A 17514-nucleotide genomic window follows, 5' to 3' on the forward strand; every position below is an offset into this window, starting at 1 on the left:
AACTCCCGTTCCTACGCCTGGTTACAGACATAGGGACGAGAGGTTCATTTCCCGCGGTTCCACCCTATTTGAAGACATTTGCATGTCATCCACTTTTCCATATTCAGCTCATATGCTCACGGCTGCCATTCAACTGCTGGTCGTCGTCAGGCTCCCACGGTCCCTGACTCGCTAGTGACGGTAATCAGCAATTTACTATACCGGTCAACGCATCATGTGTGTCTTCAGAAGACACAATTTCTATGTTAGATAATATCGGAATTAATGTGGTTCGTCAACGCCGTTTTGCAGCAGCACTGCAAAATTCGCTCGATACCATGGCTATTCTCTCTATTATCGTATGCTTTGACAGCAGATATATTTGTCAAATAGGCTAAATGAAACATAGGCAGATCGTTATACATTGCATTTATCATGTCTCTCTGGCACATACCTGCACAAAATTCGCATTTTATTTATATCTCATTATTTTTAATTAGATTTCGTAGCGTTCCAGCTGCTCCAAAAAGCGGCGCGACTTCAATTTGAGTCCCAATTGAGCTTCCATAAACGAATTCATAATCTTTTTCAGCTCGGCTCGGGTCTCTTCCTTGACATCGATATTGCCGAGACGACGAATATCCAGCCTGCTGAATAGCCGCAGTAACTTGAGTACACCCGGTGATACAAGTACAGCCGCCGGGTCCTGACGACGTTCTTTTTCCGACAGAATGCCTCCGAGGCCTGCACTGATCCAGAATTTGCCCTCTGTTTCTCCCGAGAACATACAAGTATCAACCTGAGGTCCATAACCGGCAGCCTGAAGCACTTTCATCTCAAACAGCGAAGTCAGAACAACCGGATCACGGCCTTCACCGAGAAAGGACAAATATGATTTGAGCTGGTCGAACCAGAAATGACCGGTTTCATTATCCAGCAGCGCTTTGTCTACCAGTTCGCAGGCATAAGCACTATAAGCAGCCAGTGTAATATCTTCACGCAGCTTGTGATTGGATTCAATCACTTCTCCCTGATTCAGCGTTCCCATCCCCGTACCACTACGGATAAAGGAAAATTCGCCATACGTAAACGGCTGTACCAGCGCACCGTGGCGACTTCTGGCTTTTTTGGCTCCACGCACGAATACGGCGACTTTACCATGTGCTTCCGTGCAAAGAGTCATGATTTTGTTGCCCTCACCGTAATCCATGCTGCGGATGACGATACCTTGCACTCTGTATAGCATGCGTCATCTCCTGATCTGTATAAAATTCCAGCGTCTTTGTCTACCGCTGGTTAGAGTACTTGAATAGACTGGATCAAAGTATTTAAAAGATATATAACCGCCTGCCGGATACCCAAACGATATCAAAATAGACAGCTATGATAAGCAGCAGGTTACAAAAGGAACAGAGCATGGATACCATGCCCTGTTCCTTTTTGTTAAGCGTCCCGGTGGAATCCTAAGTCCTTGAGGACACGGTCCTGGTTACGCCAGTCTTTCTTCACTTTTACCCATAATTCCAGGAAGGTTTTGGATCCCAGCAGATTCTGGATATCCATGCGGGCGCGCTTGCCTACTTCTTTGAGCAGAGCACCCTGCTTGCCGATAATGATTCCTTTTTGAGAATCACGTTCCACATAAATAACCGCAGAGATATTAACCAGTCCATTTTCCTGCGTATACATGTCTTCAATCGTTACCGCGATCGAATGCGGAATCTCTTCGCGCGTCATCTGGAGAATCTTCTCACGAATCAGCTCGGCGCAGACAAATTGCTCGGGATGATCGGTTACCTGATCGTCCGGATAATATTGCGGACCTTGCGGCAAATATTTGCCCAGCTGTTCCAGCAGTGTATTCACATTGTTACCGAGCTTTGCAGAAATCGGTACAATCTCGGCAAACTCATGTAGAGAACGATACTTGTCGATGATCGGCAGCAGCTGTTCCGGAGCGACCTGATCGATTTTGTTGATAACGAGGAACACCGGTGTTTTTACTTTTTTGAGCTGTTCGATAATGAAACGATCACCGCCGCCCAGTCCTTCGGCTGCATCAACCAGGAACAGGGCTGCTTCCACTTCATTAAGTGTATTCAATGCCGTCTGGTTCATAAAATCGCCCAGCTTGGATTGACGCTTGTGTACACCCGGTGTATCCAGAAATACAATCTGCATATCGTCCGTAGTATAGACACCATGAATCTTGTTCCGTGTCGTCTGTGGCTTGTCAGACATAATCGCAATTTTCTGACCGATCACCTGATTCATGAGGGTGGATTTCCCTACATTCGGACGGCCTACAATAGCGACAAATCCTGATTTAAATTGTTTTTTTGACATATTACACTCCGTTCATCAGCGGTATGATATCCGCCGGGGTTGTTAAAAATAATTAATCTTATTCCACTCTTGTGAATCCCGTATTTACTGATCCAGATTCCATGGACCAAATGCATGCGGAAGCAATTCCGAAATCGTAGTTATCCGGGTATCACCTTTCATATTGCCCAGTAGCACGGGCATATCGGGATGACACAGCTCGACCATAACCTGACGGCATACACCGCAAGGAGCAATCGGCTCATCGGTTTCTCCGACGACGGCAAGCATTTTGAAAGTGCCCGGACGCTGTCCCTGTGCAATGGCACTGAATAGCGCTGTACGCTCTGCGCAGTTGCTCGGCGAGTAGCCTGCATTCTCGATATTGCAGCCATGATGTACCTGGCCACTGGCATCCAGCAAGGCTGCTCCTACCGAGAAATGGGAATAGGGTACATAAGCCTTGGCACGTGCAATAATCGCTTCTTGTAGTAATTGTGATGCTTCCATAGGGTCCTCCCAAGATTCAGCTTCATGTCCGTTATTCTGTAGTCTGCAACTTGCTTTAGTAAAATAGGTGCGTCGTATAGTTATCGCACATCGTATTTATAACGTTCATTTATGATCAGACAAGTATAATTCGCTCAGCATTCCTGAATAAAAATGGTTCTGCCTATGATTGAAGAGGTCCCTTTAAATATGGACTGTAATTTACGATATTGAAAACAGCTGTCGCTCCGATCAGAGAACCGAAGCTGATCATACAGCCGTATATATCTATTTTACACGATTTATGCCTATTCGCCCATAGTGAACTGCATTTGGATATCAGTCATTGATTTTGTCGGTCAGCTTGATCGGTCATCACAATCAAAGGAACCCTTCTCTGTTAGCCCAAAAGGCCGCAGAAAAGGGTTCCTTATCAATTGAATGACACACAATGGATCACTAATTCAGATAACTCAAAAACCCAGCCAGCTCCGTACCGGTCCGATAAAAACAGCTGCACCGATCACAGCAGCAGCAAGAGAAGCGACCAGCACTGCACCTGCCGCAGCATCTTTCGCCTTTTTGGCAAATGGGTGCCAGTCGGGAGAGCATAAATCAACAGCAGCCTCAACAGCGGTATTCATTAGTTCCGCGCCAAGCACCATCGCAATGGCAAGTGTCAACAGCATCCAGTCTCCAATATCGACATGAAAAAACCAACCGGCTGCAATAATAGCCAATGTTGCCAGCACATGCACACGGAAATTGCGTTCCGTACGGAAGGTTGCAATCACGCCTTCAATCGCAGAATAAAATACAGCTCTCCACGTTCTCTTTTTCATTAGCGGGTCAATCCAATCTGCTCTAGTACCGCTTCCTGTTTGCCCATCATTTCCGCTTCACTCGCATCATCCTGATGGTCATATCCAAGCAAATGCAAAAATCCATGTACAAACAAAAATCCGATCTCACGCTCAACCGAATGTCCGTAATCTTCGCTTTGTGCTATCGCACGTGGAATCGAAATAATAATGTCCCCAAGCATATCGCCGGGCAGCTGTTCACTGCCTGCTATCTGATCGGTACCATAATTGATTTCCATTTCATCATCCAGAGACTCATGCATGGCAAAAGACAGCACATCGGTCGGACGATCGATATTCCGGTATTCCTTGTTAAGCTGATGAATCGTCTCGTCATCTACAAAGGTAAGAGCAACTTCACCTTCCTGGACAGCTTCCTGCTCGCCTGCCTTTTGCAAAATCTGCTCCAGCAGCGAGATCAGCTCACCGGTAATTTCATATTCAGTTTGTTCATTCTCCCAAGCGAGCTGCAAACTCATACCTTTTTCTCCTTTAGCTCCGGTTTCTTGATATCTTCCGGATATTCAATACGGGAATGGAAAATCCCCATTACTGCTTCTTTGAGTGTCTGGGCGATCACATCCAGCTCTTTCATCGTAAGATCACATTCGTTGAACTGATGATCATCCAGACGCCCTTTGATAATTTTCTCAATCATGGTCTCGACCTGTTCCACCGTCGGCTTGTTCAGGGAACGCACCGCTGCTTCCACGCTATCGGCTATTCCGACTACAGCCGCTTCCTTGGTCTGTGCTTTGGGACCCGGATAACGGAAATCGTCTTCGGTGAAATCAGGTTCTACACCATGCTCTTCTGCAAGCTTGAGTGCTTTGTGGTAAAAGAAATGCAAAAATGTAGTACCATGATGCTGCTCGGCGATATCTCGAATCGGCTTGGGCAGTTTGTATTCCTTTTGCATTTCTACACCATCACGGGCATGAGCAATAATAATGGACTTGCTCAGCTTTGGATCTATACTGTCATGGGGGTTCTCCATATGATTCTGGTTCTCGATAAAGTAACCCGGACGCTTGGTTTTGCCAATATCATGGTAATAGGAACCGACACGGCATAGCAGCCCATCAGCCCCAATAGCTTCTGCAGCGGCTTCGGACAAATTGCCTACCATTACACTATGATGATAAGTACCCGGAGTCTCAATCAGCAGCTTGCGCAGCAGCGGATGATTCGGATTGGACAATTCAACCAGCTTGAGCGCTGACAGAATACCAAATGTAGTCTCGAAAAAAGGCATTAATCCAAGTACCAGTACTGTCGTTAACAGACCACCAATAAAAGCGAAACCAAGTGCATACATAACGGTCATGCGCGTCCAGCTCTCATCATCCAATAATACAAGCGCCAGTACCGTTAACGCTCCAAACAGACAGGTCATAATGCCTGCCTTGAGAATCGTCGAACGCTGGCTCGCCCGGTGTATGCAATGAATAGCTGTCAGCGAGACAACAAGAGTAAACATTCCAAACTGATAATCGAATATTTCATTTTGCCGCATATTCAAAATCACGCTGACCAGTATACTCAATATCACTGAACATACATAAGCCAGATGAATATCCAGCAGTACTGTAATCAGCATCGCGCCAAGGGCTGCAGGCACAAGATAGCCAAAATACGGGAAGTTGCCTGTCTGCAAAATACGAACCAGATGAAAGCTTATAATACTGATCGCAAAAATAAGGATGAGCATCAGCAGCTGCGAATTATTGTAAGGCGTACCTCTTTGGGCATTTTGGCGGAAGAACACATAAATTCCTAATACCAGCAAAAAAGCAAACAAAAGCAGCCCTAACTGAGGCCAGTAATTCACTTCATTTTTGAGCAGATTATTCTCATCCAGCAGCGTGTACATTTCCTGGGTAATAACCTGACCTGCAGGTACAATAATATCTCCCTGCTGCACGTACACAACCGGCGTATTTTCCCGTGCTTCTACTTTGGCTGCCTTGGTCGCTTCCTCATCGTAGAACTTGTTGGCTGTCAGCGTGGCACGGATCAGCTCCTGCGACACTTCACGCGCCGTACGGCTGTTCAGGGAGCTGGTACTGACCATCTCTGCTACACGGGCTCTGGCAGACTGGGCATCTGTAATCTGATCGCTCATCAGCCGGGAAACAATAGAAGTCGCCACCTGGCTCATCTGCTGAACTTCCTCTGTGGACAGGCGCGGAATCTTCAGAAAGGTCTCTTCCGGGATGCTGTAAGTCTGATTGGAAATGGTCTTCTGCATCTCGTCCATCAGCTGTGCCGAATAATTACCGGATTCCCGGTGATTACGAATAAAATTGGCTACCGAATTACGAATGCGCTGCGGAATCTCCTGGCTATAGATCTGTGCCTTGTCCGAGCTGGAAATCTGATCGTCCTGATTGAGCGACTCAATTCGTTCCAGCATCTGTGACATGACCGTATCCCTGTGCATGGATACAATGGTATATACCGCTTCGACCTTTTCCGCTGCCGTTTCCTGAGCCTGCAGTGTGGCTTTGTTATTGGGAATCTGCATAGGAGCCACAATATCTTTTTCGCTGACCGCACCGACCTGAATATCAAAACGCTGCGGAACCAGATTGGGCGCCAGACTCCCATAAAAAAGTACAAGCAGTACTACAAATAAAATATAGCGGGTTCCCCTGCTGCTTTTCCATCCTGCCAGTCTGGAGTAGAACGAATTGCGTTGGGACGGTTCCTTGGAAATCATACATACAGTCCTCTCACTTCTGAATATTCAAAATGTGCGGCTGCTGCGTACCCACTGACCGCCTGCTATTCCAGATTTTCGGATGCTCTGTCATAGGCGACGATAATTTTCTGTACCAGTGAGTGGCGCACCACATCCTGCTCGCCAAATGTAACAAACCCAATCTCTTTGATACCGTCCAGAACAAGACGGGCTTCTACCAATCCCGACTTTTTACCGCGCGGCAGGTCAATCTGGGTTACGTCTCCCGTAATTACCATCTTGGAACCAAAACCAAGACGCGTCAGGAACATTTTCATCTGTTCCGGCGTCGTGTTCTGCGCTTCATCCAGAATGATAAACGAATCATCGAGCGTGCGTCCGCGCATATAAGCGAGCGGGGCGATTTCAATCAGGCCGCGTTCCAGCGCCTTGGCAGTCTGCTCCTGTCCCATAACGTCATACAGGGCATCATACAATGGACGCAGATAAGGGTCTACCTTTTCCTGCAGATCGCCCGGCAGGAAGCCCAGACTCTCGCCTGCTTCAACAGCCGGACGGGTCAATACAATACGTTTTACTTTGCCTTCCTTGAGTGCGGCTACGGCCAGCACTACAGCCAGGTAGGTTTTACCTGTTCCCGCGGGGCCAATCCCAAAGACGATATCCCGTTTTTGAATCGTGGATACATAATGCTTTTGACCAATCGTTTTGACACGGATCGGTTTGCCACGGAACGTCTGGGTAATTTCCCCTTTATATAAGTCGAGCAGCTGGTCTGCCCGCATATCCTTCGCAAGCTCAATAGCATATAAAATATCCCGTTCGGTAAGAACATATCCTTTACGGATCAGTTCCAGCAGTACTTCAAATAACTGCTGCACCTTGTCTACAATCGGAACAGGACCTTGAATCACAATATCAGCTTCTCTGCTGCCGATATTGGCTTCCATTTCGCGTTCGATGATTTTCAGAAAACTATCCTGTGGACCGAACAACGACAAGCCTTCTTCTGTATTTTGCAAGGGTATTCTGACGCTTTGCGTTTGCTCTGACAAATAGCCTCAATCTCCTCAATATATAGAATTGGTGTATATGCTGCCTTCTCATAAACTTTACCATTGTATCCGTGCTCATGCAAAATTTTTTGAAGGCATATGGTTTTATTATTCACCCTTATCTTCCTGTTTGAAGCAGGTGTAAAGAACAAACCGGCCTCAACGAGACCGGTTCATAAAAGGAAATTCATTACGGGAAGTCCCGTCAAAATCAGGATTCTCAGGAGTTACGATTGACCGGACGGCTGCGGACCTGGGATTGCCGTGAACGCGGCGGTCCCAGAATCTCTGCCCAGATCACTCCCTGGCGCAGCTGCTCAGCGTAGACCTGTCGATCGCTGGCTGCTGCAGACTCGGACTGCACCTCGCTGCTGCTCAAATCTGCTCCGCCCGAAGACATACCGTGAGTACGCTGATTCAGATTGGATTCCAGACTATCCAGACGTTTATTTAGTGCTTCCTGACGGCTGGATAACCCTTCGGTACCCATACCTTCCCGGCTCAAGCTGCGCTCGGGTTCATCAGAGTAACGGCGATCGGGTTCGCCCCAGTTCTCATCCTGCTCATACGAGTTATCACTGCCATTATCATACTGCCGCTGGGCTTCGTGATAACGACGCTGGGCCTCTTCTGCGCTGTTGCCATTGTCATTCAGCAAAGGAGGCGAACTTTCGCGATTCGAACGTTCTCCAGTCAGTGGGCTCCCACCAAAAGTAGGCATGGAAGGAGGGCGCCTTGATGTTTTTCCTTTGCCTGAACGACTGCTGATTGCTGTAAAAATAGCAAAGCCGATAATCACCACAATATAGATGTTGCTAAAAATCCAGTCCATCATTGATTCAACACATCCTTATTTATTGGGGTGCTGATCATTACCACCCTGATTCGGATCGTTTACTTTGCCAAGAGAACCTCTCATCTGGGTATCCGCTTCGATGTTTTTCAGATTCATATAATCCATTACACCCATCTGACCCTTACGCAGAGCTTCAGCCATAGCCAGTGGTACATCGGATTCGGACTCGACCACACGTGCTCTCATCTCGACGACGCGAGCCTTCATCTCCTGTTCCTGTGCAACTGCCATAGCGCGTCTTTCCTCGGCTTTGGCCTGCGCAATACGCTTGTCGGCTTCCGCCTGCTCGGTCTGCAGCATCGCACCGATATTTTTACCTACATCTACGTCCGCAATATCAATAGACAGAATTTCAAAAGCAGTACCGGCATCCAGACCTTTTTGCAAAACGGTACGCGAGATCAGATCCGGATTTTCCAGTACCTGTTTATGTGAATTGCTGGAACCTACAGTTGTAACAATACCTTCACCTACACGGGCAATAATAGTTTCTTCACCGGCACCACCGACGAGACGGTCGATATTGGCACGTACCGTTACACGGGCTTTGACACGGACTTCGATACCGTCTTTGGCTACGGCTGCTACTACAGGTGTCTCGATCACTTTGGGGTTAACACTCATCTGTACAGCCTGAAGTACATCACGACCTGCCAGGTCAATCGCAGCCGCACGTTCAAATTCCAGTGGAATATTGGCACGCTGCGCAGCGATTAGGGAGTTAACAACACGGTCTACATTACCACCAGCCAGATAATGACTTTCGAGCTGGTTCAAATTCAGTCCAAGACCGGCTTTGTGTGCCTTGATCTGCGGATTGACGATCCGCGAAGGTACAACGCGGCGCAGACGCATGGCTACAAGCGTAATAATACTGACTCGTACGCCGGAAGCGACCGCGGAAATCCACAGCGCGACAGGGAAGAAACTGAAAAATACACTGAGTACAACAACGACTACAACAGCAATTAACAGGAAACTCAAAATACTTGGACTCATTGGCTGTATCACACTCCATTTGGAATTTGGTAAAACATATCGTCTGATAGACGATTCCAGCAGTTGGGCAGCTATTATCCGGCGCCTATAACCAGCCTTCCATCCATACATTAGTTCACTGTACAAATGCGATACCGTAAAATATCCAGCCCTAAAGCAGGTAAATATGTAAGAACAGCAGCAGACCCACAGCTGGTCACCCTATCAAATCTGCTGTCATTCCAGTGCTTGCCGGCTGGCATGCCATAATAATGGCCCACTCCATCTCAAGCTATCAGGTTACATGGTGAGGATCTATACCTTCGTGACCTTCTGAATCTGCCACCTTCTCATCTACAATGATCCGGCTGCCATCTATGCGGATAATCCGCACAGGGCAATTCTTGTCGATATAGACTCCCTGGGTTACTACATCCAGGTGCTGCCCATCTACAATAACCGTACCCGATGGACGAAGAGGCGTAAGACTGACTCCCTCCATACCGAGCAGCAATTCTCTCTGCAGATTGGACATATAATTCTGATCCGAAGAAAGCTGCTCACTCAAGATGAAACGGTTCCAGATCCCGCGTTTCTTAAACACTACTGCCATAATAGATACAAATACAGCGGCAGCTGCAAAAGCAATGCCAAGCGATATAAACGCGTTGCTTGTATCATAAGCAGCTTTTACAACGCCTGTTACAAGACTGGCTGCTCCAAGAATACCCAGAATGCCAAAGCTTGGTATAAACAGCTCCAATATCAGCATCACCAGACCGACTCCAAACAAAAGCCATGTCTCTGAACCGGAAAAGCCTGATGCATAACCGCCAAAGAAATACAAACCAAAAGCGATTACACCGATCACACCAGGAACTCCAAAGCCAGGAATAAGAATCTCCATCGCGATTCCTGCAATACCGATAAATAGCAGAATCGTCGCGACAGCAGGTAGCGTCAGAAAACGAGCAATATTCTCCCCAACCGATGGTTCAACACGAACCATATCCGCTGGTGAATGTCCCAGTGCTGCTACCGCTTCATTTACAGAAGAAACGATACCGTCTGCATACCCTACCTTCTGGGCTTCTTGTGCGGTCAGGGAAATAATCTGTCCCTTTTCCTTGGTCTGCCCAATCTCCGGCATCGCTACAGCTATATTGGCATCTGTCATCCCCGCTGCAATATTAGGATTACGCGAATGGAGCTGGGCTGCAGCGCGCATTTCGCTTTTCCAATAAGCAACCAGCTTGGCATCCTTTACAGGCTGACCGCTACCATCGACTACAGCAGCTGCACCAATCGTACTGCCTGGCTGCATATAGATCCGGTCTGCATTCAGTGCAATATAACTGCCTGCCGAAGCTGCTCTGTCCTGTACGACCACCGCTGTAGGAATCGGACTATTACGAATTATTTCCCCAATACCTTCCGCAGCCTGAATTTCTCCTCCAGGTGTACTCATCTCCAGCACAATCCACGAAGCTTTGTTCTGCTGGGCTTCCTGGAATCCACGTGTCAGAAACTTTTGCAGTCCTCCTTCAATCTCACGATCGACCGGTATAACATAGACTGCACCGGTTGAAGACGTTGATGGCGCTGCAGCGAATACCGAGTGTACCGATGTAATGCCCATGGTAACTACCAACAGTAGCATGGACATCCAGATCAGAAGACGACGCTGATATTTCCAACCGTCTGTTTTGTTCGTCATGCATTGTAGCCCCTTTCTTTTCAGGTAGACCTTATTCGTTATACGGATCAGGTTGCCTTCTTACGGATACTACGGTCTCAGACTCACGATACGAAAATATAGTTAGAAATGGTAAAACCTACTCTTTTTATTATACGTAAAACCAATGAATACGTTTCATCAAAATGTCACATTTCCTGATAAATCCGGCAGCATCGATGAATTTTAAAAAGACAGTATAGAAAAAAGCACCTTCTTTCCAGAGAAAGAAGGTGCTTTTGAATTTGTTTATTGCAGAAGTTGTTGAACCGTTTGGTTCACAACTTTTCCGTCTGCGCGACCTTTGACCTTAGGCATCAAGGCGCTCATCAGTTTTCCCATATCGGCTTTTGAAGAAGCACCGGTCTCCAGGATGGTCTGCTGTACAATGACTTTAATTTCTTCTTCAGAAAGCTGGGCGGGAAGATACTCTGAAATGATCTCAATTTCAGCTCTAAGGTTGCTTGTCAGGTCGTCACGACCTGCTTTTTCAAATTCTTGGAGGGCATCTTTGCGCTGTTTGATCTCACGGCTAAGAATATCAAGCACTTCTTCATCGTTCGCATCACGCTTCAAATCTATTTCCAGATTTTTTACGGTGGAACGCACCATGCGGATCGTAGACAATTTAAACTTGTCCTTGTCCCTCATGGCCTGCTTCATATTCTCGTTCAATCGTTCGCTAAGACTCATAACGGATAAATCCTCCTAAAACTTTCTTTTGCGCGCAGCCTCAGATTTTTTCTTACGCTTTACGCTCGGCTTCTCATAATGTTTGCGTTTTTTCACCTCAGCCAGAACGCCATCTTTAGCGATGGAGCGTTTGAAGCGACGAAGTGCTGCATCAATTGTTTCGTTTTTGCGAACTTTCGTTTCAGACACCAGTTTTCCCTCCCTCCGACCAGACCGTCCGGAAAAATAACACGGCTTATCAACTTTCATTATAGGTGAAAGTTAAATGAAGTGTCAACCTGAACAGGGCTTTTTACAGTCATTTTTTTAACGTTATATTATATACCCGGTTTTTAAGGGATTGGAAACACTATTTTTAGCCCAATTTTAGCTAAAAATAGGAAATTAATAACTTTTATGAATAATTATCGAAAACCTAGTCGGTAAAATCTGCAATATATAGATTGGCAAGGTAAACATCATCTTTGCTTGTAGCTGACCCAAATAGATAATTAGGCGTGAGAATCGGAGACTCCGGTCAATGCACCCAGCTTGGTACCGGCCAGAAGATGATAATGAATATGCTGAACTGCCTGTCCACTATCTGGACCGCAATTATTGATCAGACGATATCCGCTGTCGGCAACTCCCAGCTCGGCAGCCAGCTTGATGGCTGCACGATGAATATCTGCAATTAGCGAAAGATCCTCTTCGGTTACTTCATTCATGGAATCAATATGCTTTTTGGGAATAATCAGTACATGAACAGGTGCTGCGGGAGAAATATCATGAAACGCCAGCAGTTGTTCGTCTTCGTATACTTTGTTGCTTGGAATACTGCCTTCTACGATTTTGCAAAACAAGCAGTCGGATTGTGTCATCAGAAATAGCTCCTTTTGGTTTTGGATTGTTTGGTTTGGTTTTACATTGTTTGGAATAGTTACAAGTCTGCCTTTTACATTTTCTCAAGCATAACTTTGGAGCCGCTGCCCGCCTGTTCTGCAGGAACAATGATCAGCTTGCGCGGCAGTCTCATTCGCAGTTCCGGCACATGGCTAATAATACCAACAGACAGCCGGTCCGTATGCAGCTTCTCGAGAGAAGTTACCACTGTATCCAGAAGTTCGGGGTCCAGTGTACCAAATCCTTCATCCAGGAAAAAGAATTGCAGCGGATAGCGTCCACGCAGCTGGATCTGGGCGGATAATGCCAGGGCAAGCGACAGCGAAGTCAGGAAGGTCTCTCCACCGGATAGCGTGGATACCGGACGACGTATTCCGCCATTGCCGTTATCACAAATAACAAATCCACCGCCGGAATCTACCTCCAGAGAATACCGCTGCTTGGTCAGAAAACGAAGACGCTCCGAGGCGGCCAGACTGACCTGCATCAGCTGTTCTTCGGCAATATACTCTACAAAGGCATTACCGCGCATACTGGCCTGCAGTTTGGATAGATGTCCTGCTTCCACTGCGAGTGTGGTGCGCTCATTCTCCAGCTCCAGCCAGCGAACATGGCGATGTTCCAGATCTTCAAAATCCCTGGACGCTTTGGCTCTGTTCTCCAGGGCAGTCTCATCGGCCTGACGAGCTGCTGTCCAGAGCTGCTGGGTTTCTTCCCACTGCTGCTCGGTAATGCTCTGTCCATCCAGCTTGATCTCTACTTCACGCAGATGAAGAGACAACTCGCGCTGCTGTTCCCGATGGCGATCTATCCGCTGGCGGCTGAGCTGAATCTGCTGCTCTTCCATCCGGGCGGCATTCACACTCTCGGCACTGGCAAAAGGAGAAGCCTCCAGCGCTTGCTGCCATTGCTGTCCGGTCTGATCAGCCTGTTCTTTGGCAGCTGCAGCAGATTGCTCGGACAATGCCAATGCCTGGACAGCCTGCTGCTGGCGCTGCTCTGCTTCACGCAGCTGGCGAATACATTTCTCGGATTCCTGACGGTAACGAACCAATTCTGATTCTACCTGCCGGATCAGCTGCTCGGCGGAATCGTTACCAATCCACTCCTGCAGACGATTCTTTTTTTCCTGCAGCAGCTTTTGCTCGCCTTCATGCCGGGTGCTGTCCTGAATAAACTGTCTATCGAGTTGATTCAGCTGCTGTTCGCAGTGACGCAGCGCTTTTTGGCGTTCTTCAATATAAGGTATGCTTTTTTCCAGACCTTCGCGAATCTTCTCCGCCTGCTCGTCCAGCGCTGCAATACGGGCAAATCCTTCGCGGGCAGACTCTTCGGTCAGATGAGCCAGTTGGGACTGCCAAGCCTGCACCAGATCATTTACAGCCTGCTGCGCAGCATTCACACGAACCCCAGACTGCTCCAGCAGCCGGGCTGCACTCTGCTGTTCAGTCTGCAGGGTTGCCGTACGCTGGGACCATTCCCGCTGCTGCTGACGCCAGAATTTGATCTCTTGCTTGAGCGTATTTAGCTGCTGCTCCAATGTGTCACTCTGCTGACGAGCAGCAGCAAGACAGCTGGTTAACGTCGTAGAGTCACTTATTGGCTCAAGATCTTCCAGGTGGATACTTGCATTTTCCACTTCACTATTCACCTGCCGTGAATCAGAAGCATCCTGTGAATCGGGTATATTTCCTTCCCACTCCCCCAGAATACTGCTCATTTCAAAGCGACGGGAACGGATATTGTCATTCAGCTGACGTGCTGCTTGCTGAAGCTGCTCCAGCTGTCTCAACTGCTGGTCATGACTATCAGTTGAACTATTCTCCTCAAGCGCCACAGCAGGCTGGGGATGATGTACCGAACCGCAAACCGAACAGGGCTCACCTTCCTGCAAACTGGCTGCTAGTACGGCTGCCAGACGATGAGACTCGGCAGCACGCGAGGCCTGATGATACTGCTGCTCATGATCATAGAGAACATTTTGGAGTGTGGATAGATACTGCTCACTCTGCTGATGCAGCTGCAATAAATGAGAAGCTGTCTGGTAAAGCCGGCTTTCTTCCTGGCTGCGCTGCAGCTGCTGCTTTTCCATTACACTCCATGCTTCGCCGGCACGCTGATCTGACTGTCGGTAACTCTCGTGTTCCTCCTGCAGGTCATGCAGGCGGGTACGAGCTGCATCGAGTGCAGACAGACGCTGCTGGGCGTCCTGGAGCTCTTTGCGATCCTGATTGCGTACTTCGCAGGCTTTGAGCTGGGTAGAAAGCTCTTCACGACGCTTTTCTGCTTTGTCTAGCATGGTCTGCTCACGTTCTGCCTGATGACGAAGCTCGGCCAGCTGCTGCTGTGTGTGCTCCAATTGGGCATTCAGCAGCGCTTGTGATTGTTCCAGACTGCTGCATTCTTGCTGCAGCTGTAATGCTTGCTGCAGCTGCTCTATGCGCAGCACCAGACGCGGCTCATTTTGGGATAGCGTCTGTCTGGCTTCATTTTCACATTCAGCAGCATGTGCAGCAGCCTGAACGGCTTGCTGCAGCTGATCTCTCAGTGTGGCAGAACGATTTTCTTCCTGCTCCAGACGAACGAGCGCTGTTTTCCATGCATCCAACAGCGGCAGCAGCACGCTGGCAGCAGCCGCTCCATCGATCTGCTGTTCCAGCGCCTGTATATCGGATTCGTGCTGATCGAGGTCATTCAGCTTAACCCGTAGTATGGATTGTTCCTTCATTAATTCACGTATGCGGCTCAATCGTTCAGTCTGCGCAGTGACCTGCTGCAACTGAATGCGCATCTGCTCTGCCTCCTGCGTAGCCGCCTGCAGCCTTTCGCCGGACAGCTTCACTGCTTCGGCCGAAGCATCACCAAGACCAGCCTGTTCAGCTACCAGACGACCCAGCTGGTTGTCGGTTTCCTTGACCCGCTGACTGAGCTTCTGCATGAGCCGATCCCCGTAACGTTCCAGATGAAACAGACGCTGCAGCATCTGGCGACGGTCGCTGCCTTTGAGGGAAAGAAATTCGGCAAACTTGCCCTGCGGCAGTACAACCGCACGGGTGAAATCGTCCATTTTGAGTCCAATATATTCTTCGACGCAGCGCGTTACGTCACCGAGTTTGTCTGCCATAACACGATCTCCATCGGGATGGCATTCGATAAACCGGCTCATCGTATTGCTGACGGTATGGTCTCCGGTACGCTTGAAGCGCCGCTCGACCCGGTAAGTATGCGGTCCCAGATCGGACAGCAACTCGAATGAAAAAGAGACAAAAACGGCATCTTCGGAGTGGTTCAGAATACCCTGCGTTCCGTTTTGTGCACGTTCCACTTTGCCATACAGAGCGAGCGTAATGGCATCAAGCACTGTCGATTTGCCACTGCCTGTAGGACCGAATATACCGAAGAGACCGGTCTCGCACAGAACGGTAAAATCGATCTCCTGTTGTTCACGATAGCTTTGCAGGCCTGATAATTTCAGGGTAATCGGCTTCATACTGTATCCCCTCTATCTGTACATATAATCTGCTTTCTTGTTTTTCGATGTCTATATGGATCGATCCAGCCAAAATTCGGGCTGGATGGTTTAGCTAAAAGTAACTGCGCTATTATCTGTGCTGGTTATCTATGCCTGTCTTATTGCATATCCTGATCCTGATTCAGCTGTTCCAGGGTATCTTCGGAATCGATCAGTTCGAGAAATAGCTCAACCAGTCGATCTTCCGGGACAGCTCCGCCGGTCTGGCGTTCATAAAATTTACGGAACAGCTCATGTACAGGCAGCTGCGAACGTTCACTAAACTGCTCCTGCATCTCGGTTTCGGGATAGACGGGACGTATATTTACAATTCCTCCATAAGCTTTGCGCAAATTCTGGATATCACTCATCGCCAACGCTTCCTGCAGCGAGATCTCCAGATCGATAAATGCATTGGGATCCCTGCCTTCTTCCAGCCACTGATAGACTTCGGTCAAGCCGCCTTTGGCTTTCCAGCGTACCAATGGACGTCCACTGGTCAGGAAAATTTCTTCCATTTGCGGTATGCCGCCTGGCTGTATATCCAGCATCGTCACCGATTTGGCCTGTCCAGCTTCGGAGAAACTGTATGCCAGCGGAGAACCGCTGTAACGGATCATGCCTTCTCCTTTGACTGCCTGGGCACGATGCAAATGACCTAGCGCTGTATATTGCGCGCCGGTATACAATGCTGACGGATCTACTGTATATGCACCGCCTACCTGAATTGGACGCTCTGAATCAGTCTCTACCCCACCCAGTACATACACATGGCTCATCGCCAGATTAACTGTGTCCGGGCGGAATCCTGCAGATAGCTGCTTCATCAGCAGACCTACACGTTCACTATAGGCGCGCCGAATCAGATTCTCCTCGTTATCGTCTGTCAGCAGTTCATTCAGACGAGCTTCGGATGGATAGGACAGCGGCGCAATGACTGCTGTCTCGGATGTACGCGGAATCTGAATCTGCAATCCTTCTGCTGCGGGTACACCGAGCAGATGAATCCCGCGACCGCGAACAAGCGGCGTCGCTGAAGAAATCCGCTCCGGCTGATCATGATTACCAGCAATAATGACCATTGGACGACCATTTGCAGTCAATTTGGCGGCGGCTTCATAAAATAGTTGCTCTGCAGCTGCAGGTGGATTAACCGAGTCATATACATCACCCGCCATTAGAATAAGATCCGCCTGCTGATCATCTGCTATACGGTTTAATTCTTCCACAAAGGCGATCTGCTCTTCCAGTCGGCTGCGACCTTCCAGGGTTTTGCCAAAATGCCAGTCCGCCGTATGTAAAATACGCATAGGACTCCTCCTCTATATCTATCATCATAACTACAGGGCTGCCCTTGAACAGGCGGCCCTGACAGTTACGTACTTTGGTATACATTATTGTGTGTTTTCTATAATTGATCATAACTGATTCTGCTTGATCGTAT

At 48.3% G+C, this 17514-nt stretch carries 15 protein-coding genes; all 15 read right to left on the reverse strand.

Features of this window, described 5'->3' with window-relative positions:
- Positions 1-475 precede the first annotated feature (475 nt).
- Complete coding sequence (gene recO / locus AR543_RS18200; RefSeq protein ID WP_060535826.1) at positions 476-1225, reverse strand: DNA repair protein RecO; 750 nt, start codon at positions 1223-1225, stop codon at positions 476-478.
- A 197-nt stretch (positions 1226-1422) separates the two neighbouring features.
- Complete coding sequence (gene era / locus AR543_RS18205) at positions 1423-2325, reverse strand: GTPase Era (protein ID WP_060535827.1); 903 nt, start codon at positions 2323-2325, stop codon at positions 1423-1425.
- Positions 2326-2409: 84 nt separating this feature from the next.
- Positions 2410-2910 (reverse strand): cytidine deaminase, encoded by a 501-nt coding sequence (gene cdd, locus AR543_RS18210; RefSeq protein ID WP_335582717.1) that lies wholly within the window; start codon positions 2908-2910, stop codon positions 2410-2412.
- A 356-nt stretch (positions 2911-3266) separates the two neighbouring features.
- Entirely contained in the window at positions 3267-3635 is a 369-nt protein-coding gene (locus AR543_RS18215) for a diacylglycerol kinase (protein WP_060535829.1), read from the reverse strand.
- Positions 3635-4135: an rRNA maturation RNase YbeY gene (gene ybeY, locus AR543_RS18220; RefSeq protein WP_060535830.1), complete on the reverse strand. Its 501-nt coding sequence runs from the start codon at positions 4133-4135 to the stop codon at positions 3635-3637. The genes AR543_RS18215 and ybeY overlap by 1 nt, the downstream gene beginning before the upstream one ends.
- Positions 4132-6378, reverse strand: coding sequence for an HD family phosphohydrolase (locus tag AR543_RS18225; protein ID WP_060535831.1), 2247 nt, complete (start codon positions 6376-6378; stop codon positions 4132-4134). The genes ybeY and AR543_RS18225 overlap by 4 nt, the downstream gene beginning before the upstream one ends.
- Before the next feature lie 65 nt (positions 6379-6443).
- Positions 6444-7415, reverse strand: coding sequence for a PhoH family protein (locus tag AR543_RS18230; protein WP_060535832.1), 972 nt, complete (start codon positions 7413-7415; stop codon positions 6444-6446).
- A 220-nt stretch (positions 7416-7635) separates the two neighbouring features.
- Positions 7636-8250, reverse strand: coding sequence for a hypothetical protein (locus AR543_RS18235; RefSeq protein ID WP_060535833.1), 615 nt, complete (start codon positions 8248-8250; stop codon positions 7636-7638).
- A 15-nt stretch (positions 8251-8265) separates the two neighbouring features.
- A complete protein-coding gene (gene floA / locus AR543_RS18240) occupies positions 8266-9270 on the reverse strand; it encodes a flotillin-like protein FloA (protein ID WP_060535834.1) in 1005 nt (334 codons plus the stop codon).
- A 274-nt stretch (positions 9271-9544) separates the two neighbouring features.
- Positions 9545-10966 carry an NfeD family protein gene (locus AR543_RS18245; protein ID WP_060535835.1) on the reverse strand — a complete coding sequence of 474 codons (1422 nt, stop codon included), beginning with the start codon at positions 10964-10966 and terminating at the stop codon, positions 9545-9547.
- A gap of 267 nt (positions 10967-11233) precedes the next feature.
- A complete protein-coding gene (locus AR543_RS18250; RefSeq protein WP_060535836.1) occupies positions 11234-11677 on the reverse strand; it encodes a GatB/YqeY domain-containing protein in 444 nt (147 codons plus the stop codon).
- 15 nt (positions 11678-11692) lie between these two features.
- Complete coding sequence (gene rpsU / locus AR543_RS18255; RefSeq protein ID WP_005547957.1) at positions 11693-11866, reverse strand: 30S ribosomal protein S21; 174 nt, start codon at positions 11864-11866, stop codon at positions 11693-11695.
- Positions 11867-12168: 302 nt separating this feature from the next.
- Complete coding sequence (locus AR543_RS18260) at positions 12169-12537, reverse strand: histidine triad nucleotide-binding protein (protein WP_060535837.1); 369 nt, start codon at positions 12535-12537, stop codon at positions 12169-12171.
- A 74-nt stretch (positions 12538-12611) separates the two neighbouring features.
- Positions 12612-16049, reverse strand: a complete 3438-nt coding sequence (locus tag AR543_RS18265) for an AAA family ATPase (protein WP_060535838.1) — start codon at positions 16047-16049, stop codon at positions 12612-12614.
- 140 nt (positions 16050-16189) lie between these two features.
- The gene (locus AR543_RS18270) at positions 16190-17380 is read right to left on the reverse strand and encodes an exonuclease SbcCD subunit D (RefSeq protein ID WP_060535839.1); all 1191 of its coding nucleotides are present in this window, start codon (positions 17378-17380) and stop codon (positions 16190-16192) included.
- Between the last annotated feature and the right edge of the window lie 134 nt (positions 17381-17514).

Origin of the sequence: Paenibacillus bovis, from assembly GCF_001421015.2 — a bacterium.
Lineage (GTDB): Bacteria > Bacillota > Bacilli > Paenibacillales > Paenibacillaceae > Saccharibacillus > Saccharibacillus bovis.